The organism is Rhodococcus sp. BP-332 (assembly GCF_019836065.1).
GTDB lineage: Bacteria > Actinomycetota > Actinomycetes > Mycobacteriales > Mycobacteriaceae > Rhodococcoides.
This window is the reverse complement of record NZ_JABUEC010000003.1, coordinates 74,144-93,516: the sequence shown is the minus strand read 5'-3', so window position 1 is coordinate 93,516 and position 19,373 is coordinate 74,144. Positions and strand designations below refer to the sequence as shown.

The 19,373-nt window shown below is 68.3% G+C and carries 20 protein-coding genes and 1 tRNA gene; 8 read left to right on the top strand and 13 right to left on the bottom strand.

Features of this window, described 5'->3' with window-relative positions; genetic code table 11:
• The first annotated feature begins 32 nt into the window (after positions 1-32).
• Positions 33-782: a hypothetical protein gene (locus HQ314_RS11600; RefSeq protein ID WP_222650140.1), complete on the top strand. Its 750-nt coding sequence runs from the start codon at positions 33-35 to the stop codon at positions 780-782.
• Positions 783-795: 13 nt separating this feature from the next.
• Here HQ314_RS11600 and HQ314_RS11595 read toward each other — a convergent pair.
• From HQ314_RS11595 to HQ314_RS11575, 5 genes are all read right to left on the bottom strand, one after another.
• Positions 796-871, bottom strand: a tRNA-Ala gene (locus HQ314_RS11595).
• A 62-nt stretch (positions 872-933) separates the two neighbouring features.
• Positions 934-1,698, bottom strand: coding sequence for a gephyrin-like molybdotransferase receptor GlpR (gene glpR, locus HQ314_RS11590; protein ID WP_027504110.1), 765 nt, complete (start codon positions 1,696-1,698; stop codon positions 934-936).
• 206 nt (positions 1,699-1,904) lie between these two features.
• On the bottom strand, positions 1,905-2,555 hold the full coding sequence (locus HQ314_RS11585; protein ID WP_027504111.1) for a GNAT family N-acetyltransferase: 651 nt from the start codon (positions 2,553-2,555) through the stop codon (positions 1,905-1,907).
• A 31-nt stretch (positions 2,556-2,586) separates the two neighbouring features.
• Positions 2,587-3,843 (bottom strand): gephyrin-like molybdotransferase Glp, encoded by a 1,257-nt coding sequence (gene glp, locus HQ314_RS11580; RefSeq protein ID WP_027504112.1) that lies wholly within the window; start codon positions 3,841-3,843, stop codon positions 2,587-2,589.
• A gap of 32 nt (positions 3,844-3,875) precedes the next feature.
• Entirely contained in the window at positions 3,876-4,832 is a 957-nt protein-coding gene (locus tag HQ314_RS11575; protein WP_051612960.1) for a UTP--glucose-1-phosphate uridylyltransferase, read from the bottom strand.
• Between the two features lie 63 nt (positions 4,833-4,895).
• Between HQ314_RS11575 and HQ314_RS11570 the strand changes: the two genes are divergently transcribed.
• From HQ314_RS11570 to mscL, 4 genes are all read left to right on the top strand, one after another.
• Positions 4,896-5,495, top strand: a complete 600-nt coding sequence (locus tag HQ314_RS11570; RefSeq protein ID WP_373428394.1) for a 5-formyltetrahydrofolate cyclo-ligase — start codon at positions 4,896-4,898, stop codon at positions 5,493-5,495.
• Positions 5,496-5,588: 93 nt separating this feature from the next.
• On the top strand, positions 5,589-5,924 hold the full coding sequence (locus tag HQ314_RS11565; protein WP_222650138.1) for an FmdB family zinc ribbon protein: 336 nt from the start codon (positions 5,589-5,591) through the stop codon (positions 5,922-5,924).
• A gap of 89 nt (positions 5,925-6,013) precedes the next feature.
• Positions 6,014-6,670 (top strand): SAF domain-containing protein, encoded by a 657-nt coding sequence (locus tag HQ314_RS11560; protein WP_222650137.1) that lies wholly within the window; start codon positions 6,014-6,016, stop codon positions 6,668-6,670.
• Between the two features lie 101 nt (positions 6,671-6,771).
• Entirely contained in the window at positions 6,772-7,218 is a 447-nt protein-coding gene (gene mscL, locus HQ314_RS11555; protein ID WP_222650136.1) for a large-conductance mechanosensitive channel protein MscL, read from the top strand.
• An 80-nt stretch (positions 7,219-7,298) separates the two neighbouring features.
• Here mscL and HQ314_RS11550 read toward each other — a convergent pair whose 3' ends face one another.
• The 7 genes from HQ314_RS11550 to HQ314_RS11520 all read right to left on the bottom strand — a co-directional run bounded on the left by HQ314_RS11550 (position 7,299) and on the right by HQ314_RS11520 (position 14,940).
• Positions 7,299-7,721, bottom strand: a complete 423-nt coding sequence (locus HQ314_RS11550) for a hypothetical protein (RefSeq protein ID WP_056447534.1) — start codon at positions 7,719-7,721, stop codon at positions 7,299-7,301.
• A gap of 247 nt (positions 7,722-7,968) precedes the next feature.
• Positions 7,969-8,712: an MspA family porin gene (locus HQ314_RS11545; protein ID WP_222650135.1), complete on the bottom strand. Its 744-nt coding sequence runs from the start codon at positions 8,710-8,712 to the stop codon at positions 7,969-7,971.
• Between the two features lie 802 nt (positions 8,713-9,514).
• Complete coding sequence (locus tag HQ314_RS11540) at positions 9,515-10,009, bottom strand: molybdenum cofactor biosynthesis protein B (RefSeq protein WP_197027709.1); 495 nt, start codon at positions 10,007-10,009, stop codon at positions 9,515-9,517.
• A gap of 95 nt (positions 10,010-10,104) precedes the next feature.
• On the bottom strand, positions 10,105-11,463 hold the full coding sequence (locus tag HQ314_RS11535; RefSeq protein ID WP_222650134.1) for a S1C family serine protease: 1,359 nt from the start codon (positions 11,461-11,463) through the stop codon (positions 10,105-10,107).
• A 41-nt stretch (positions 11,464-11,504) separates the two neighbouring features.
• Positions 11,505-12,977: a HAMP domain-containing sensor histidine kinase gene (locus HQ314_RS11530; RefSeq protein ID WP_261781667.1), complete on the bottom strand. Its 1,473-nt coding sequence runs from the start codon at positions 12,975-12,977 to the stop codon at positions 11,505-11,507.
• Positions 12,978-13,048: 71 nt separating this feature from the next.
• Positions 13,049-13,735, bottom strand: a complete 687-nt coding sequence (locus HQ314_RS11525; RefSeq protein WP_027504120.1) for a response regulator transcription factor — start codon at positions 13,733-13,735, stop codon at positions 13,049-13,051.
• A gap of 59 nt (positions 13,736-13,794) precedes the next feature.
• Positions 13,795-14,940 carry a lipase family protein gene (locus HQ314_RS11520; protein ID WP_374197836.1) on the bottom strand — a complete coding sequence of 382 codons (1,146 nt, stop codon included), beginning with the start codon at positions 14,938-14,940 and terminating at the stop codon, positions 13,795-13,797.
• Between the two features lie 73 nt (positions 14,941-15,013).
• On the opposite strand from HQ314_RS11520, the gene HQ314_RS11515 reads away from it, so the two are divergent.
• Positions 15,014-15,253, top strand: coding sequence for a hypothetical protein (locus tag HQ314_RS11515; protein ID WP_027504121.1), 240 nt, complete (start codon positions 15,014-15,016; stop codon positions 15,251-15,253).
• Between the two features lie 407 nt (positions 15,254-15,660).
• Positions 15,661-17,211, top strand: coding sequence for an HNH endonuclease signature motif containing protein (locus HQ314_RS11510; RefSeq protein WP_222650132.1), 1,551 nt, complete (start codon positions 15,661-15,663; stop codon positions 17,209-17,211).
• A gap of 62 nt (positions 17,212-17,273) precedes the next feature.
• Here HQ314_RS11510 and HQ314_RS11505 read toward each other — a convergent pair whose 3' ends face one another.
• Positions 17,274-18,341, bottom strand: coding sequence for a cellulase family glycosylhydrolase (locus tag HQ314_RS11505; protein WP_308119364.1), 1,068 nt, complete (start codon positions 18,339-18,341; stop codon positions 17,274-17,276).
• Between the two features lie 202 nt (positions 18,342-18,543).
• On the opposite strand from HQ314_RS11505, the gene HQ314_RS11500 reads away from it, so the two are divergent.
• Complete coding sequence (locus tag HQ314_RS11500) at positions 18,544-19,263, top strand: GAF domain-containing protein (RefSeq protein WP_027504123.1); 720 nt, start codon at positions 18,544-18,546, stop codon at positions 19,261-19,263.
• Positions 19,264-19,373 lie beyond the last annotated feature (110 nt).

The window sequence follows — 19,373 nt, the reverse complement described above, 5'->3', positions numbered from 1 at the left end:
GGCTGTCGGTGGGACCTGCCACCATCGCCGACATGACGACGACGCCGGCGCTCCCCGAAGCGTGCCTCGCGTGGTGCAGCACCCGTTCGTACGAGTACGACGTGCTGGGTGATCTCGCGGAGATCGACCTCGACTGGTGGAACAGTCGTCTCACGAGCGCGCGCATCCCGGTGCGGGTCCGCGCCCGAGGTCAGGACGGAGACGTCGTCGAGACCGGCACCGGGTTCCTGCGGCGCGGCGATCTGCAGACCATCGGGAGCGGGTGCGATCTGACCACCGTCTACCACTGCGCCGCATGGCTCGTCGGTCATCGAGACCGAGACCGCGCTCGCCGCTTCCCCGATGCGCGGGACCTCGAGGAGCCGGCCGGCGACCGTCGGCTGCACGGTGTTCGGCAGGCACTGGACGAGTGCCGCCGCGCGCCGGCGCTCATCGACGTCGGTCCGCACCGGGACTGGTCGGGCTGGCCGAGGGCCACGGGATTCGGGCGCGTTCCGATGTCCCTGTACGTGTGGGCGATCGGGTCGGAGACCATGCTGCACCGCCCGCAACTCCTCGACCAGCAGGCGCTGTCGGAACTCGTGCACCTGGGGTGGGTGGACAATCCCTCGGTGTCGGCCATGACCGTGCGGCGCTACCTCGACTACTGCGAGGTGCTCGACGAGTGGGCGAGACTGGGCCGCGTACGGCCCGAGCTCGTCGAGATGTGGCTGGTGCGGTCGTGGCGGATCCGACGGGAGACGCCGTCGCCGTTCCTGGACGAGTTCCGCGATGCGCTGTGACGAGAGTCGAACGTGGTGGAGCTGAGGGGAATCGAACCCCTGACCTTCTCGATGCGAACGAGACGCGCTACCAACTGCGCCACAGCCCCTGACCCGGCGAACCAGGATCGTCTCGAACTCTAGCAGCCCCGCGGGACTGCCAGAAATCCGGTCACTCCCCCGCTGCGCGGCGCATGCGGACGTCGAGGTGGGAGTCGCCGACGTGCTCGTCGTAGTGCTCGAGATGGTCGAACGCCGGGTCCTCGTCGTCCACCTCGAGCACCACGGCGCCAGGACGACGCAGGCGCTCGGGAGTGAGCTTGAGCTCCGGGTCGGTGCTGGACTCGACACCGAGGCGCGAGCGCTGCAGACGCTGCATACGACGACGACGGATGTCTTCCTCGATGCGCACCTGGCGGCGGAGGTAGAACAGGTAGGACGACAGCCCGACGATGGTGACGGCGAAGACCCACCAGAAGATCGGGCTCGCAAGGAATCCCAGCGCTGCAGACATCGCGATGACGAACACGGAGCCGAGCACCGTGCGCTGACGGAACGCGTAGCGGGCGGCGCGGGCGATGGCGTCGGCCTCGGGATCGAAGCCGCCGCGGCCGCGTCGCTGCGGCACGAAGTCCTCCGAGAAGTACTCGTCGACGTGCTCGTCGCTCTCGTGGCCGTGCTGGGTCTCCATCGGATCCTCCGAAAGCGAGTCGGTCGAGTGCAGGTCGTCGTCGGACGGGCGCCAGTCGGGGTCGCTGCGGTGCCCTGCCGCGGGACCGGGATCGACGCGGAGCCGCGCTCCGCCCCGGTGCAGGACCCGTGTCGCGAGCGCGACGTCGGTGGTGCGGCGGATACGCGGGCGCGATGTGACCACCATCGGCACGAGCACGAACAGCCAGATGGCGACGAGGCCGATCCAGATCACCGAATTGGGCACACCCACCACCTCCTGACGTGAATCACATTCATGTGAGCTTGCACGTCAGCGTAGTGGGGCGCGGTGAACCGCCGACGACGACGCGCCGACACGAGTGCACTCATGTCACTCCAGTCACAGGCCGAACTTCCCGCAGTGCTTGCGTGTTCCCGCGGACACTGCAGCACGCGCGGGAACACGGAACCCCTACGGGAATCGCAAGGCGACTACCGAGCCCACGCCGCCCGACCACTGCGCACCAGCACGTCCGCCACCGTTCCGGGCGTCTCCCCCACCGTCATGGCGACGAGGATGTGGTCGCGCCACGCACCGTCCACGTCGAGGTACCTCTGCAGCAGGCCCTCCTGGCGGAACCCGACGTTGCGCAGAACCGCTTGGCTGGCAGCGTTTTCCGGCCGCACGGTGGCTTCGAGCCGGTGCAGCCCGGCCGACGAGAAGCAGTGGTCGACGCCGAGTGCGAGTGCTGCCGTGGCAACCCCCTGCCCGCCGACGTCCTTGGCCACCCAGTAGCCGATCCACGCCGATCGAAGGGCTCCGCGGACGATGTTGCCGACAGTCAGCTGCCCGACGAAGGTGCCGTTCAGTTCGATGGCGAAGGGCAGCATCATCCCGCGCCGGGCCTCGGCCTTGAGGCTCGAGAACAGGGGCGGCCACGACGACATCGCGTGCCGCATGTCCCACGGCGCCTCACCGGTGGGCTCCCAGGGTTCGAGGTGCGCGCGGTTGTCGATGCGGGTCCGCGACCACACCGCGGCGTCACGCAGACGTACCGGTCGGACCGTCACCTCGCCCGCGGGAACCACGAGAGGTCCCAGCTTCGCCGGCCATCCGGGATGGCTCGACCACGATCGCGGCATACTTCGAAACCTTAGCGAAGAGGACGGAGCGTCAGCCGCGCTGCGCGAGGAATGCGACGTCGACCTCTTCGCCGGTCCGCACCTCGGTCACCTCGGGGTCGACCATGACCAGGCAGTTGGCCTCCGCCAGCGTCGCCAGCAGGTGCGACGAGCTGCCGGGAGCACCGCCGAGTGCCTGCACGAGGTACTCCCCCGTGCCCTCGTCCCGCATGAGCTGGCCACGCAGGTAGGCGCGGCGCCCGGCGATGGACGTGATGGGTCCGACGGTGCGGGCGGTGACGATGCGGCGCATGGGCTGGCGTCGACCGAGCGCGATGCGCACGAGCGGCCGCACCATGACCTCGAAGACGACGAGCGCGCTCACCGGGTTGGACGGCAACAGGAAGGTGGGTACCTCGTCGCGACCGAGCTGGCCGAAGCCCTGCACCGATCCGGGGTGCATGGCCACGCGGCCGACCTCGATGTCGCCGAAGTCCTCGAGCGCCTCGCGGATCTCCTCGGACGCGCTGCCGCCGACGGCTCCGGCGATGACGACGATCTCGGAGCGGATGAGCTGCCCTTCCACCACCTCGCGCAGCCGCTTCGCGTCACCGCTGACGATGCCGATGCGGTTGACGTCCGCGCCCGCGTCCCGCGCCGCGGCAGCGAGGGCGTAGCTGTTCACGTCGTACACCTGGCCCTGGCCCGGTGTGCGTTCGATGTCGACGAGTTCGCCGCCGATCGAGATGACCGAGAGGCGGGGACGGGGATGCACCAGGACCTTGTCGCGGCCCACAGCTGCGAGGAGCCCTACCTGCGCTGCGCCGATGATGGTCCCGGACCGCACGGCGACGTCGCCGGGCTGCACGTCGTCGCCGATGCGGCGCACGTACTCTCCGGAACGCACGGGTGCGAGCACCTCGATGCGGCCGCGCGCGAACTTCGCTCGATCCACGGGCAGAACGGCGTCCGCGAGGGTGGGCAGCGGTGCACCCGTGTCGACGCGCACCGCCTGCCGCGGCTGCAGACGGATGGGCTGACGCGACCCCGCCGCGACCTCGCCCACCACGGGCAGCGAGATGTCGACGGGTGCGCCGTCGTCGTCGGTGGCCGACCCCGCGGCAGCGATGTCCACACTGCGGACCGCATAGCCGTCAATGGCTGCCTGATCGAATCCGGGCAGCGGGCGCTCGGTCACCACTTCCTCCGCGCAGAGCAGACCCTGCGCCTCGGAGATGGCGACTCGCACCGGCCGGGGGGCAACCGCTGCAGCCGTCACTCTCGACTGCTGCTCCTCAACCGAGCGCATCCGCACCTTCCGTCATCCGTGTCGACCGGGCGTCACTCGTAGGTCGTGAGCTCCGGTGCCCAGCTGTCGCTCAAGCGCTCCTGGAGCCACTCGCGCAATGCCGGACCGTAATCTTCGCGTTCCAGTGCGAAGTCAACCGCAGCGCGGAGGTAACCCCCGGGATTTCCGAGGTCGTGTCTCACTCCGCGGTGCACCACCACATGTACCGGATGCCCCTCCTCGATGAGGAGAGCGATGGCGTCGGTGAGTTGCAACTCGCCGCCGGCGCCGGGCTGAATGCGTCGCAACGCATCGAAGATGGCCCGATCCAGAAGGTATCGGCCGGCCGCCGCGTAGTTCGACGGCGCGTCCTCCTTCTTGGGCTTCTCCACCATGCCGTTGACCTTGAGCACGTTGGGGTTCACTGCGTCGGGCACGATCTCGGTGTCGAACACTCCGTACGCGGACACCGCGTCCTCGGGAACCTCGATGGCGCACAACACGGTTCCGCCGCGCTTGGCACGCACCCGCGACATCACGTCGAGCACACCCCGCGGCATCACCAGGTCGTCCGGGAGCAGCACTGCGATCGCGTCCTCGTCGTCGTCGAGCACCTCCTCGGCGCACGCGACGGCATGTCCGAGACCCAATGGCTCCGCCTGGATCACCGACTGGACGTCGAGAAGACCGGGCGCGACACGGACCTTCTCGAGCATCTCGAGCTTGCCGCTCGCCTCGAGCTTGTTCTCCAGCACCAGATCCTCGACGAAGTGGGCGACCACACCATCCTTGCCGGGCGAGGTGACGATGACGAGGCGCTGCGCGCCGGAATCGGCAGCTTCTCCGGCCACGAGCTCGATTCCGGGCGTATCGACCACCGGCAGTAGCTCTTTCGGTACCGTTTTCGTGGCGGGGAGGAAACGTGTTCCCATGCCTGCAGCGGGTACGACGGCCGTACGGAACGACGGCTTCTTGCCACCGGCCACGGACTCACTGTTTGCTGAGCTCATGCGCACACCCTATCCATGTAGACCGCGAATCGTCCTTCGCGAGACACTGGGGTTTCCCCCGTGATCAGTGACGACAAACTCGAGTGGAGGACACGCATACTCACTGCCCGCAAGCAGCGAGACGTCCACGCACGAGAGCGGGCATCAGAGGCACTCTCTCACGCCGTGTCGGTTTTGGCCTCCGATGCGCGGGAGCGCGGCGGCGACACTCTCGCCGCCTACGTACCGGTGGGTAGCGAGCCCGGTGATGCGAGCATGCTCGACTCCGCACTGGCCGCCGGACTGCGAGTGCTGCTGCCCGTCGCGCGTGAACCGGGGCCGCTGTCCTGGGCCGAGTACCGCGGACCCGACTCGCTCGTCGCGGCCGCGTACGGCTTGCGCGAACCGTCCGGCCCGACGCTTCCTCCCGAGACCGTCGCGGACGCGTCGATCGTGTTGGTACCCGCACTCGCCGTCGATCGCAGCGGCGGTCGTCTCGGCCGAGGCGCCGGCTTCTACGACCGCACACTCGATGCCGTCCGGCCCGACGCGTGGCTGGTGGGCGTGGTGTACGACGACGACCTGGTCGACGCGCTGCCCACCGAGACGCACGACGTGCGCATGACCCACGTGTTGACGCCGCTGTCGGGGCTGCAGCGGCTCGGCCACGACAGCCGCGGCTGAGGAATAGCGCCACCTGCACGGACGTTGCCTCGATTGCCGACGCTGGCACTGTCGACTGTAGAGTGCCAGTCAGGGACCGACAGCGGAGGAAACGTGCCTACCTACTCTTATGCGTGCACCGAGTGTGACAACCGGTTCGACATCGTCCAGAAGTTCACGGACGACTCGTTGACGGTCTGCCCCGCGTGCTCCGGCAAGCTTCGCAAGCTGTTCAACACCGTGGGCATCGTCTTCAAGGGCAGCGGCTTCTACCGCAACGACAGCCGCGGCAGTTCGAGCAGCAGCGAGTCGGGCTCGTCCGACTCCGGCAGCTCCTCGGACAGCACGAGCTCGAGCGAGAAGAAGAGCGACACGAAGTCCGACTCGACCTCGACCACCTCGAGTGAGAAGAAGTCGACCAGCACCTCCACCCCCGCCGCCGCAAGCTGATCGTCCGACCCGGGGAGCGTTGAACCGCTGTCCCCGGGCACCGTGAAACCTGGCGGCCTCCTGCGTCGCCCTCGTTCTACGGTCGCGTCATGTCTCCCACGGTCGATCACCCGCTGAGCGCGCGTCTGTTCGACCGCATCCCGCCTCTCCCGCCGCGTCTGCGGTCACCTGCCGCTCGACGCATCGTCGCCGCTGCTCTCGTGGGGCTCGCTGTCGTCTCGGCCTATCGAACCGATCCGTCGCGGACCGAGGTCCCGGTCGTCGTGACCGCCACGGACGTCGCTCCCGGCACCTCACTCACGGCCGCCGACGTCACGCTGACCCGCGTCGACTTGTCCCTGCTCGCGGACGGAACGCTGCGGTCGGTGGACGACGCGGTGGGACGGACTGTCGCCGGACCCGTCCGATCCGGCGAGGCGCTCACCGACGTCCGACTGCTGGGGCCTCGGCTGGCGTCCGCCACCCTGCCGTCCGGTGACGCCCGCATCGTGCCGATCCGCCTCGCCGATCCCGAGCTGGCGCAACTGCTTCGAGCCGGCGACGTGGTCGACGTGGTCCGGGCGGCGCCGGACGACACGTCCCCGTCCGGGGTGATCGCCGAGAGCGCCACCGTGGTGATGGTCTCCGCCCCGGGCTCGGGCGTGTCTCGACGCGACCAGCTCGTTCTGGTCGCCCTGCGCGCGGACGACGCGTCGGCCGTCGCCGCTGCGTCGCTCTCCGATGCACTGACGGTCCTGCTGCGGTGACCGTCCCCGGGTCCCGGGCTTCGCCGCGCCCATCGAGACGCGCTGGTCGGTTACTCTCGTCGTGGCTCAATCCATGATCGACGAGAGTAGGGGCGGATCGCATGTTGAAGGGCTTCAAGGACTTCCTGCTGCGCGGGAACGTGGTCGACCTCGCGGTCGCAGTGGTCATCGGTGCGGCCTTCACGGCCATCGTCACCGCATTCACCACCAACATCGTGAACCCGTTGATCTCGTCCATCGGGGCGAGCAACGAGCTGGGCTGGGGCTTCCTGATCCGCTCCGGCAACGACGCGACATTCGTGAACATCGGGGCCGTCATCACCGCGGTGATCAACTTCGTCATCATCGCGGCGGTCGTCTACTTCGTGCTCATCCTCCCGGTGAACACCGCGAAGAACCGCTTCGCGACGAAGAAGGAGAAGGCTCTGAGCGATCAGGACATCCTGATCCAGATCCGGGACCTCTTGGCGGAGGGCCGGTCCGACGGCGTCAAGACCACCTCGGACGGCCTCACCGGAAACACGACGCCGGGCACCACCACCACGTAGTCACCCACAGACGCGACGAAGGGCTCGTCCTCACCGCACGGTGAGGACGAGCCCTTCGTCGTCTGTTCGAACGAACGGGATCAGTTGAACTTGACCAGCGGGAACTCGTCGAGGGTGATCGCGGTGCCGGCCGCGGAGCAGGCGTCGACCACGGCCGTCGAGTTGTCGACGAACGCCTGACCGGACGAGCTGTCCGGCTCGGTGAGTTCGAGGGAATCGGCGGGTAGCGCGCCGATGAGGGTGCTGAGCGAGGACTCGACGTCACCGGTGGCGGTGTCCGCGAGCGGCTGGAACTTCTGCATCTCGGCGGTCTTCGCGTCGGTCCAGGTCTGGACGTCCGTGTCGGCCGGGCCGGCCTTGACGAGGGCGGTGAACTGGTCGTACGTGGTCTCGAAATCGGTGCAGGCGGTGGCGTTCTCGGACGAGTCGTCGGACGTCCCGGAATCCCCGCTGCTGCAGGCGGACAGGCCCACCAGGGCCGTGAGGGCGAAAGCTGCAGTCATCACACGAGTCGCGGTACCGGAGTTCATGCCGACCATTCAACAGGAGGCGTGGACGTCGGAACGCAGTGGGGCGGTGCACCTTCGGATACTCGTGACATGCCACCGACCGTTGTCGCACGCCATTGTCACGCCTCACGAACATGACGAAGCCCCACCCGGATGGCCCGGATGGGGCTTCGTCTGTGTTCAGATCTGCTGTGGCAGCGGACTACCGATCAGCAGGCAACTGATACTGGCTGGGCCAGGATCAGTTGAAGGTCCACACGGGGCCGTATGCGACGGCCGTGTCGCCGGTGGCGGACACGATCGAGGCGTACGGACGGACGCGGACGTTGCCCAGGATGCCGGTGGCGGTTCCGTGGACGTTGGCCAGCTGGATGGAGCCGTCGGTGCCCGCTGCTTCCTGCTCGCCGCCGGTGATGTCGGCAGACTCGTCGACAACCGCGATCGCGCTTTCGGACTGCGTGATGCCGGGTCCGGGGGCGATGGTGACGTTCGCGGTCGCGACCGGAACAAGCTCGACCTGGGCACTGAGGCCATTGGTCTGCGAGCGAGTCGAGGTCGGGGCTCCGCCGCCAGCCTGCGAGACGACGGCGGATGTGTCGAAGCCCGCGGTGACCGACGGGGTAGCCCAGTCGATGGAAAGCGAACCGCCGAGGCTGCCCGGGTAGCCGACCTGGTAGCCGACCTTCACCGTGCCCTCGAAGTCGTCAGCAGACGGGCCTGCGACCGACCAGGTGACGCGGCCGTTGCCGAACCACTCGCGGGTCAGCGGGTTGCCGTCGAGCGGGAACACGCTGTTCACGAAGGTGTCTTCGAGGTTGACCGTGATGGAGTTGCCATCAGCGTCAACGACGGTGTTGCTGGCGTCGACGCCGGCCTGCGCGGTTCCGGTTCCGAGAACCAGACCGACGACCGAGGCACCGGCCACAGCTGCTGCACTCATGGACTTGAGCCCCCGGCTGCGCCGCGGCTTACGAATTACGGTCATGTACTTCCTCATCATGTTCGTCCCGCGGCGTGTTCGCCTCGGGTGCGCTGTCGGGCTCTGACGTCCTCCCGAGCGGTTCGCTTGCGAGCGAACCGTATCAGGCGGCGACTGCAAGCTCATGGCTTACGCGTCGGGCAGTGCAGGAACACAAGTTGGACGCGTCCTCGTATCGATTCAGCATCCACCGTTGAACCTGAGCGAAACCTTAGAGGGTGATTCGGACCGTGACAATCCCTACGTTCGCGGCGTCGCGTCCGAAAACCGCCGTCCACGTTTCGTGCGTGTGAACGTGCGTCACAAGCGTTTTGGCCGCACGACGCGCCGCAGCTCCAATGGCGCGAAACGTCGTCGGACTGTGCTAATCGGGTGCCCGGGTGCCCGTGACGTGGGCGTTATTCAACTCGACCCCGAGCGGAACCACTGCTCGACCGGGGTTGCCAGTCACACCAGTCACATCTACCCTGCGGTAACTCGCGGGGAGGTCGTCCGGATTCAGGCGAATTCGCGGTTAACAGACAGGCAACACCGGGTTCGCACTGTGGTAACTCCCAGTGACGTGGATCACACAAACTAGTCGTAATGCGGAGGCCTCTGGCTCCTCAACCACTCCTCCGAGCCCGAGTACGAATCACCTCGATGTGGTTCGCCCGACGGTCCGTCGTCTCGAGTCGACTCGGGAAGAACGTCGCCGAACACACGAGCGAGCCGGGCCCGTCGTGCACGGGCCCGGCTCGCAGTGTCCTCGAAGTCCGGATCGACGGGTGTTGCGTCGCCGGCTCGAGGGTCGTTCTTCTGGGGGTCGTCAGCCGTCAAGGCTGGACAACTCACCGATGACATGGGCGGCGAGGGGCGTCAGCGTCGCCATTCCGTCGCGGACGGCTGCGCGGCTCCCGGCCAAGTTGACCACCAGCGTGCTGCCGGACACTCCGGCGAGCCCGCGGGACAGGCCGGCGTCGAGCGACCCCGCCGCCAGTCCGGAGGAGCGGAGCGCCTCACTGATGCCGAGGAGTTCACGGTCGAGCACCTCGGCCGTCGCGTCCGGGGTGACGTCGCGCGGCGACGTGCCGGTGCCGCCGACGGAGACCACCAGGTCGACGCCGCCGATGACCGCGGTGTTCAGTGCGTTGCGCACGTCCACCTCGTCGTTGCTGACCACGACGACACCGTCGACGAGGAAGCCCGCCTCGGTCAGCAGTTCGTTGACCAGAGGTCCGGTCGAGTCGGCATCTCCGTGAGCCGTGCGGTCGTCGACGATCACGACGAGCGCACGTCCGGCCACGGCTGCATCCATAGTCATGTCGCTCACCGTAATGCCCGGGCCCGACGGAGACTCGATGTGCCCGACGATGGGCGTGAGGTGCCCACGGTCACGGACGATCCGGGGTCGCTTCATCAGTTGCCTCCGCTCGGGGCCGTCCCGAGCGTGACCTGCACGGTCTGCTCGTTGCCACCCTGTGTGTAGGTCACCGAGACCTGGTCGCCCGGGGCGTGGGAGCGGACCGCCGCGATGAGTGCGTCGCCGCTGGCGATGACGCGGTCGTCGACCTTGGTGACCACTGCACCGGTCGGAATGCCCGCCTGCGCGGCCGGCCCGCCGTCGGTGACGGCCATGACCGTGGCTCCGTTGGCGTCGTCGCGGCTCGGGACGCTGATGCCGATGATCGCCTGCGTCGCCTTGCCGGTCTGTACCAGCTCGTCGGCGATGCGGCGGGCCTGGTCGACGGGGATGGCGAAGCCGAGGCCGATGGACCCGCTCTGCGACTCGGACGAGCTGGCGCCCGCTCCCAACGTCGCGATGGCGCTGTTGACGCCGACCAGCTTGCCGTTCATGTCCACGAGCGCGCCGCCCGAGTTGCCGGGGTTGATGGCCGCGTCGGTCTGGATCGCGTCGATCACCGTGGTCTGGTCCGTCGACTCGCCACTGGTCGCGACCGGGCGGTTGAGCGACGAGATGATGCCGGAGGTCACCGTGCCGGCGAGGCCGAGCGGCGAACCGACGGCCACGACACCCTGACCCACCTGCAGACCGTCCGAGGTGCCGAGCTCGATGGGCGTCAGGTTGCTGCGGCCCTGCGCCTTGATCACCGCGATGTCCGAGGACGCGTCCGCACCGACCACCGTCGCCGACGACGTGGATCCGTCGTTGAAGGAGACGGTCAGCTGGGCGTTCGCACCCGCGCCGGACACGACGTGGTTGTTCGTCAGGATGAGGCCGTCGGAGGAGAGGATCACGCCGGACCCCTCGCCCTCGGCGGTGCGGCCCGCCACCTGGATCTGGACCACGCTGGGGAGCACCTTGCCGGCCACGGCCTGCACCGAACCGTCAGGAGCGTTGGCGGCCGGGTTCGCCTGCGTGACGGGCTGATTGAGGGCGTTGGTCACGCCACCGTTGCCGCCGTCCGCGGCGATGGCACCGACCGCGCCACCGACTCCACCGCTCACCAGGGCCAGCGCGATGGCGCCTGCGACGAGGGCTGTACGCCCCGGCTTCCGCGACGTGGTCGCCGGCGCCGTCCCGCCGTAGTACTGCGGCTGCTGGTACGGGTTCTGCTGGTAGGGGTTCTGTCCCTGCTGATGAGGCTGCTGATACGGGTTGTGGGGCTGCTGGTGCTGACCCGCCTGGTGTTGACCGTCCCACCCGGTGTACTGGGGCTGTGTCTGTCCCCCGTACGCGGGCTGCTGCGCGGTGGGCTCCGATGCGCCGTCCCGGCCGTCGCGGCCGGTGTCACCAGTGGTTCGGTCCTCGTTCATGCGTTTCGCTCCATCTCCATGACCGGCTCGCACCGGTCACCTCACGTCGTCCTGATCGACGATGCTCCGCTGGACTGAGAGGGCGCTGAGATCATCGTGTCAGTGGCCTGTGGGTCCTGCGAGCCTGTTCCCAGCAGATCCTGCGGACCGGCGGATTCCCCCGGGAGAACGATTCGAATCAGGGTGCCGCCGGTGACCGAGTCCTCGACCGCGATGGTTCCGCCGTGCTTGAGCACCACCTGGCGCACGATCGCCAGACCCAGTCCCGATCCGGGCATCGACCGCGACGCGGTGGACCGGTAGAAGCGTTCGAACACCAGCTCTCGTTCCTCGGGCGCGATACCCGGACCCGCGTCGGACACGGTGAGTTCGAGCAGGCCGTCGGGCCGGGCGATCATCGCCACGTGCACGGTGGCGCCCGACGGACTCCACTTGGCCGCGTTGTCGAGCACGTTGAGGACGGCGCGGGACAGACCTGCCTGGTCGCCGTACAGGATCCACGGTGTGGTCATCGAGTCGAAGTCGATCTCGTTGCGACGCCTGCGAACTCGCTCCAGGCTGCGTTCGACGACATCCGCCATGTCGACACGTTCGAAGACGTTCTCCGGGGCGTCCTCACGTGCCAGGTCGACCAGATCGCCGACGAGCGTGGACAGTTCCTCGATCTGCGCCACCACGTCGAGACGCAGCTCCGCCATGTCCTGCTCCGGGATGCGCGGCGCACCCGGCCGACTCGACGCGATCAGCAGTTCCATGTTGGTGCGCAACGACGTCAGCGGAGTCCGCAGTTCGTGGCCCGCGTCCGCCACGAGTCGGCTCTGCCGCGCCCGCGACTCGGCGAGCGCCCGCAGCATCGTGTTGAAACTGTCGGTGAGGCGGGCGAGTTCGTCGTTGCCCGTCACCGGGATGGGGGTCAGGTCATCGGTTCGGGCGACACGCTCGGCCGCCGCCGTCAGCCGTCCGATGGGTCGCAGACCGGTGCGTCCCACCGCCGTGCCGGCCACCGCCGCGAGGACGACGCCACAGCCGCCCACGACGAACAGCACCCAGGCCAGTCGATCCAGGACCTGGCCGGTGGGCGCGAGCCGCTGTGCGATCACCAGCGTGCTTCCGGTCTGCGTGCGCTCCGCGAGAACGCGAGCTCCCGAGGTGGTGCGCAGCGACGAGGTCGACTGTCCCAGCGCGACGTCCATCTCGGGGTCACCGATGGGCACGATCGAACCCGGCGGGATGTACTTCGTCAGGTCCGGAAAGATCAGCGCGACACTGACATCGGTGCTGTAGAGCGTGGCGCCCGCGACGTACCGGGGATCGAAGGCGACGAGGTTGGTCTCGATCAGCGCACTCGCCCGGGTACGCAGCTGATTGTCGACGTCGCCGTACAGCGCGCGGGACACCACCGCGTACGCGGCGATCGCCATGACGGCGACCGCGATGGCCACCACGGACGCCGCGAGCAGCGTGACACGCCACCGCAGGGACACCGAGCGGGTGAGGGGCATCGGAGGACGCATGAGTCCGTCCTGTGCCGCGCGCCCCTTGTCGGTCCCGGCCTCGCCCCGCCGGCGGCCGAAGGGAGCAACCATCACGGAGGCGTTTCCCGCAGCACGTAACCCACACCGCGGACGGTGTGGATGAGACGAGTCTCGCCGTCGGCCTCGGTCTTGCGCCGCAGATACCCGACGTACACCTCGAGGGCGTTGCCCGACGTCGGGAAGTCGTAGCCCCACACCTCCTCGAGGATGCGGCTCCGGCTGAGCACCCGTCGGGGGTTGGCGAGCAGCATCTCGAGCAACGAGAACTCGGTGCGGGTCAGGCTGATGGGCCGTTCGCCCCGTCGCACCTCGCGCGTGACGGGGTCGAGTGACAGATCGGCGAACGTCATGGCCTCGCTGTCCGGACCCAGTTCCCCACCGGTGCGTCGCAACAGTGCGCGCAGCCGTGCCAGCAGCTCCTCGAGCGCGAACGGTTTGGGCAGGTAGTCGTCCGCCCCGGCATCGAGACCCGCCACCCGCTCGGACACGGAGTCACGAGCCGTCAGGACCAGGATCGGCAGGTCGTCTCCGGTGCTGCGCAGGCGACGGCACACCTCGAGCCCGTCGAGCCGGGGCATCATGACGTCGAGGACCAGCGCGTCCGGTCGCTCGGCCGCGACCTTCTCGAGGGCGTCGAGACCGTCGGTGGCCAGGTCCACGGTGTACCCGTTGAACGTCAGCGACCGTCGCAGCGATTCTCGGACGGCACGATCGTCGTCGGTCACCAGTACACGCATGGGAACAGTGTCGCCCCGACGACTGAGACGCTGCTGAGAGGACACAGGGGCGGCCGGTGTCAGCGCCCGAACAGCCGGTCGACGAACGCGATCGCATCGGGCTGCGAGTCACGGAACGTCTGACTGTGGTCGCCCGGGTAGGTCCGGAAGGTCAGCGGTTCGCCGTTGGCCGTCATGGCCGCCGCGAGCGACAGGGCGGACGGTGCCGGCACATCGACGTCCCGCAGACCCTGGCCGATGAAGACGGGACGGTCGTACCCGGAGGTGGGCACACCCATGTAGTCGTTCAGCAGTCCGTACACGTTCGGGATCTGCGCCAACGGCCGCGAGAACATGTCGCCGAGTCGCAGCCCGGACACCGCATCGTGGAACGGGTTCGCGCACTGCGTCTCGGCGGTGTCCACCCACTGCCGGCCGAGCAGAGTCAGGTACGAGTTCAGATCGATCTCGGGATGGGCGGCCCGCAACCCCGCCAGGATGTAGAAGACGTACGACGTCAGACCGTCCGGAATCGCGACGGGCGGGACTCCGGGCCCGAGCGGAAGCAGAACGAGTTCGATGTTGGCGGGCACGCCGGTCCCGACGGCGCCGAGGTAGTCCAGGCCGTCGCCGCCGTACTCGGTGGCGTACCGCGCGGTCGTCACCGCGGCGCCGCCGCCCTGAGACTGGCCGATCGCGACCCAGCGATTCGACAGCGTCGGCTCCAGTTCCCTTGCAGCAGCGACACTGTCGACGACGCTGTGCGCCTGCACCTTGCCGTCCAGGTACGGCATCACTCCGGGGGTACCGAGACCCACGTAGTCCGTGGCGACGATCGCGTAGCCGCGGTTCAGCCACGTCTGGAGGTACGGGAAGTCGCGGTCCGGCAACGTGGGGCCGACGACCGACGGAGCGCAGTCGTCGCCGAGCCCGGACGTGCCGTGGGCCCACGCGATGACAGGCCAGCCACCTTCGGGCGCCTCGCCGGGCGGCAGATAGACGCCACCGGTACTCAGGGCCGGCTCGTTCTGCGAGCCCACCGACCAGTAGGTGATGCGCCGGGCGTCGACACTTCCCGGAATCGGGGCCGGTGACGCCGTCGATCCGACGAGAGTGCCCGGATCACGGTCCTGCGCCTGCGCCACACCCGTGGGGGTCAGCGCGACGGACGTCGTGGCGGTCAGGGTCACCAAGGCGCGCAGCAGGCGGCGGGAGCGGTTCGGCACGGCGTCACCGTACCGCTCCGGCACCGGATTCCGGACTAGAACATACGTTCGATCACGGCTACGCTCTCCAGTCATGGATGAGGTGGGTGCGACGCAGAGTTCGGTGAACGACAAGGTGCTCGAGCTGCGCGCGGTCGCGGACGAGCTCCGGGCGCTCGACGACCACCGAGTGGCACTCGGCGACAAGCTGGTGGACCTCGAACACTGGTTCCGACGGGTGGGGTGCCTGGAGTTGTCCGACCACGCGCTCGACGTCTTCGTCTCCCGCTACGTGGGCCGGGTCTTCGAGCTGGCGGACGGCCTACGCGAGTAGCCGTGACCTCGCGTCACACTCAGTTGTGACCGCCGTCGCCCCGATCGGCACCACGTGGGGTGCCCCTCATTCCGGTGGAAACCACCTCGCAGCGGGCAATCATGGAGCACGGCGGGACACGCTCCCGCCGGGGCCGGTCAGGGGAACCGACCTCAGCACGATCGGAGGAAACACATGATGATCACACTGACACTCGTCGGCGCGGCAGCACTCGCGGTCGCACTGTTGTCCGGCGGACGCGACCTGGACTTCCGGGGACGCCAGATGTCGCACAGCTACCGTTCGCGCTGACACCGACGCACATCGACGACTGCCCACCGTTCACCTGTGAACGGTGGGCAGTCTTCTGTCCACATTCGGTGACATCTACTATCGAACATATGTTCTACTCCATGTAGTCTGAGGTCATGGAATCGGGGGATCCAGGGTCGGCCTGGCAGGTGCAGATGGGCCGACGTGTCGGCGCGCTGCCTGCTGTGGCCGCACCTGTCGACGATCCCCGCGTGTGCGCGCTACTCGCCCAGCTCGGCTCCGCGGTCGAGGGCATCGCCATGCTCGACGCGTCGAAGCTCACCAGCGAGGACCGACTGGCGCTGGTGTGCGGGGCCGAGAACACCCGGCGCCTGCTCACCGGCGCGTCACACACCTGGCTCAACGGCCTGGTGGCCGGCTCGGGATTCGACTCTGTGATCGGTGCGATCGGCGCGAGCGGTGTTCCGCACGCGCTGGCGCACATGCTGCGCATCACCACGGCTGCCGCCGCATCCCGCCTTGCCGTGGCACGCGATCTCGGCACCGGAACGACCATGACGGGTGAGACGCTCGATCCGCCGTTGACCCACACGGCCGCGGCAGCGCGGGACGGCGCGCTGGCCGACGCACACGTCTCGATCATCCGCTCGTTCCTGAAGAAGCTCCCTCACGCCGTCGATGCCGAGACGCGCGACGCCGCCGAGCAGACTCTCGCCGACCTTGCGCGCACGGTCGGACCGGAGGAGCTCACGGCCATCGCGACGCGCCTCACCGAATACCTCGATCCCGACGGAGCGGAGCCCGACGATCGCGACCGCGCCAGGAAGCGCTTCTTCGAGATCGACCCCCAGGGCCCCGATTCGATGTCGACCGGCCGCTTCTGCGTCGACCCGGTGCTGCGCGCCCTGCTCGACGCGTTCCTCGCCAAATTCGCGGCACCCGGAACGAACGCTCCCGACGGTTCAGTCGATCTCGACGCCCCGCCCGCGAACGATGACACGACCCCCACCGACGCTGTCCCGTCCGGCGACGCAGGACAGCCGGCCGCGGCGGAGGAGTCGGGCGACCGGGAGGCCGAGTGGGACCACCGCACCCCCGGCCAGCGCAATCACGATGCACTGACCTACCTCCTGAAGGACGTGCTGGCCTCGGGTCGACACGGACAGCATCGTGGTCTGCCCCTGTCCGTGGTCGTGTCGGTGTCACTCGACCAGCTCACCGCCGCAGCGGGTCTCGGGCTCACCGCCACCGGATCCACAATGCCCGTGGCAGACGTGGTGCGCATGGCGGCCGAGGCGCACCACTACCTCCGCGTCTTCGACGGGGCCACCGGCAGCACGCTGCACTTCGCCCGAGCCCGCCGGTGCGCGAGCACCGACCAGCGGCTCGCCCTGTTCGCCCGCGACCGCGGCTGCACCGGGCCGGGATGCTCGGCGCCCGCGTCACGGTGCGAGGCCCACCATGTCGACGACTGGGCGGCGGGCGGCCTCACCGACATCGACGACCTCGCGCTGGCGTGCGACGTCCACCATCCGCTCGTCGGCGAACGTGCCGGCCAGTGGGCCACCAGCACCGCTCCCCCGAGTCATCCGTACCCAGGCACAGTGCTGTGGCATCCGCCTGCCGTCATCGACGAGGGTCGGCACGGCATCCCGAACCATCTGAACTTCCCGGAGCGGCACCTCGCACCGCCGCCGGACGACTGATCGAATCCGAGACGGTGAGCCGAGGGCGACCTCAGGTTCGACACTGCGCCGGCCTGGCACCGTCAGCCGGAATGTTCCGCCGTGAATTCCGTGATCTCGGCGAGCGCAGGCTTGGGCGAGAAATCGCGGCGCACCATTCCGAAGTTCTGCTCCGTGTCGGACTCGTCGCTGCCCGAGTCACGCATGCTGTAGACGTACGCGGGCCCGAGCCAGGAATTGCCGAGAAGGGCATTGAGCATGATGCCGATGGACTCGGCCTGCCCCTCCTCGCTCATGGCATTCGCGTTCGTTCCCGTGGGGGCGCCCATCTCGGTGATCCAGATCTGCTTGTCGCCGTCACCCTCGGCGCTCATGACATCGTGCATCGACCACATCGCCATCGCCGTGTTCCACGGCGCCGTCGACAGATCGTTCGGAAGGAACGGCCACGTGTACGGGTGGACGTTGAAGGCATCGAAATAACGATTCGCTCCGAGGGTGTAGAGCGACGAGAGGAAAGCGGTCGGCGAGATGTTGGTGCCGTTGTTCACCGCGGGCGCCATACCGCCGGCGAGCACCAGCGCCTCCGGTTGCACCTTCTTGATGGCGCGGTACGTCGCGCGCAGCATCAGCGCGTACACCGTCGGGTCGGGCAGCGGCGTGAAGTAGGTGGTGATGTTCGGCTCGTTCCACACCTCCCACAACACGATTCGGTCGCGGTACCGCTCCGCGGCGAGTGCCGCGAAGGCCGCGAACGCGTCCGGACTCGCCGGCCGGGCGTAGGGCTGATCCCGAGCCGTCGCCACACGCGCCCAGGCAGGTGCGTAGGTCACGATGGCGTACGGGCACATACCCCGAGCGACGATGGCGTCGACCACTCTGTCCGTCGACGACCAGTCGCGCAGACCGGGCTGCGGCTCCACCACCGACCAGTCGATGTCGATGCGGACCGAGAACATGCCCGCGTTCCTCGCGATGTCGAGTTCGCGTCCGAGGTCCTCGTCCGACAGGAATCCGAAGGAGCCGCCGGGTGATCCGCCCACCCGGACGCCGTCGGACTCCGCGACGCACCGCGGTACCTCGCCCGACGGAGCGCCGGATGCCGGTGTCGGCACACCGACGAGAACGAGAAGGACAGCGGCACCAGACACGCTGCATCGCCGGAGAAACCCGGCACCGGCTCCGCGCCGAGTCGGCCTCGAACGCGAAACAGACCGATCGGTGAGCACCGGCCCAGGCTAACAGCGGCGGCCGCGCGGGGCGTACCAGCGAAAACGGACACCGGCGAGGCTCCGGCTGCGATGATTCTCCACATCGCTCGATCCCGTACAAGCCTGCATTAGTATCGGCGAAATGACGACGGGAAACGACGGCTTCGACGCCCGCCTCAACGAGGTTCTGGAACAGCAGGCCGTGAGGGTGGGCGAGACGGTGCCCGCCTATGTTCGGCGCGCCGTCATGACACGCCTGGTGAAAGAACTTGCCGAGGCGGACGACACCGATCTCGGCCATCTGCTCAAGCGCCTCGAGTCGACGGCGGATCCGGTGCCCGACACGCCCGCGTCCACACCTCCGGCGGCATCCGACATGCCCGCGATCGTCACCGATCCCGATCGCGTGCGCGCCGTCGAGGCCACCGGGCTGCTCGACACCCCGTCCGAACCGGCCTACGACCGCATCGTGGCCATGGCCGCGGACGCGTTGTCCACGCCGGGCGCCTCGATCTCCTTGATCGACAAGGACCGACAGTTCATCAAGAGCGCTGTCGGTTTCGGGCCGGAGGAGGAACGACCTCGGGAGATTCCCCTCGAGGCCGGAATGTGCCGCCACACGGTGGCCCTGGGTGAACCACTGCTGGTGGAGGACGCCCGCCTCGACGAGAAGTTCATGAACCACCCCGGCGTGCTGGACAAGACCTTCATCTCCTACCTCGGCATCCCGTTGGTGGACGACGGCGGTCACGCGGTGGGCACGCTGTGCGTCTGGGACGCCGAGCCACGTCAGTGGACGACGGGGCACGTACAGGTACTGAAGGACATCGCGTGGATGGTTCGCGAGCGAATTTTCGAGTGAGCGAACCATTCCGGGCGCGATCTACATTTTCGCCTCGTTAGTCTGTCTTTCGGTCGCTTTTCCGTAATGGCGCCGTGACCATTCTGAGAAGACAACTCCAAAGAATGGTC

Coding starts and splice junctions, on each gene's coding strand:
- HQ314_RS11600 (WP_222650140.1), top strand. CDS start 33: ATGACGACGACGCCGGCGCTCCCCGAAGCGTGCCTCGCGTGGTGCAGC.
- HQ314_RS11585 (WP_027504111.1), bottom strand. CDS start 2,555: ATGCCGCGATCGTGGTCGAGCCATCCCGGATGGCCGGCGAAGCTGGGA.
- glp (WP_027504112.1), bottom strand. CDS start 3,843: ATGCGCTCGGTTGAGGAGCAGCAGTCGAGAGTGACGGCTGCAGCGGTT.
- HQ314_RS11575 (WP_051612960.1), bottom strand. CDS start 4,832: ATGAGCTCAGCAAACAGTGAGTCCGTGGCCGGTGGCAAGAAGCCGTCG.
- HQ314_RS11560 (WP_222650137.1), top strand. CDS start 6,014: ATGTCTCCCACGGTCGATCACCCGCTGAGCGCGCGTCTGTTCGACCGC.
- mscL (WP_222650136.1), top strand. CDS start 6,772: ATGTTGAAGGGCTTCAAGGACTTCCTGCTGCGCGGGAACGTGGTCGAC.
- HQ314_RS11550 (WP_056447534.1), bottom strand. CDS start 7,721: ATGACTGCAGCTTTCGCCCTCACGGCCCTGGTGGGCCTGTCCGCCTGC.
- HQ314_RS11545 (WP_222650135.1), bottom strand. CDS start 8,712: ATGACCGTAATTCGTAAGCCGCGGCGCAGCCGGGGGCTCAAGTCCATG.
- HQ314_RS11540 (WP_197027709.1), bottom strand. CDS start 10,009: ATGACTATGGATGCAGCCGTGGCCGGACGTGCGCTCGTCGTGATCGTC.
- HQ314_RS11535 (WP_222650134.1), bottom strand. CDS start 11,463: ATGAACGAGGACCGAACCACTGGTGACACCGGCCGCGACGGCCGGGAC.
- HQ314_RS11530 (WP_261781667.1), bottom strand. CDS start 12,977: ATGCGTCCTCCGATGCCCCTCACCCGCTCGGTGTCCCTGCGGTGGCGT.
- HQ314_RS11525 (WP_027504120.1), bottom strand. CDS start 13,735: ATGCGTGTACTGGTGACCGACGACGATCGTGCCGTCCGAGAATCGCTG.
- HQ314_RS11515 (WP_027504121.1), top strand. CDS start 15,014: ATGGATGAGGTGGGTGCGACGCAGAGTTCGGTGAACGACAAGGTGCTC.
- HQ314_RS11510 (WP_222650132.1), top strand. CDS start 15,661: ATGGAATCGGGGGATCCAGGGTCGGCCTGGCAGGTGCAGATGGGCCGA.
- HQ314_RS11500 (WP_027504123.1), top strand. CDS start 18,544: ATGACGACGGGAAACGACGGCTTCGACGCCCGCCTCAACGAGGTTCTG.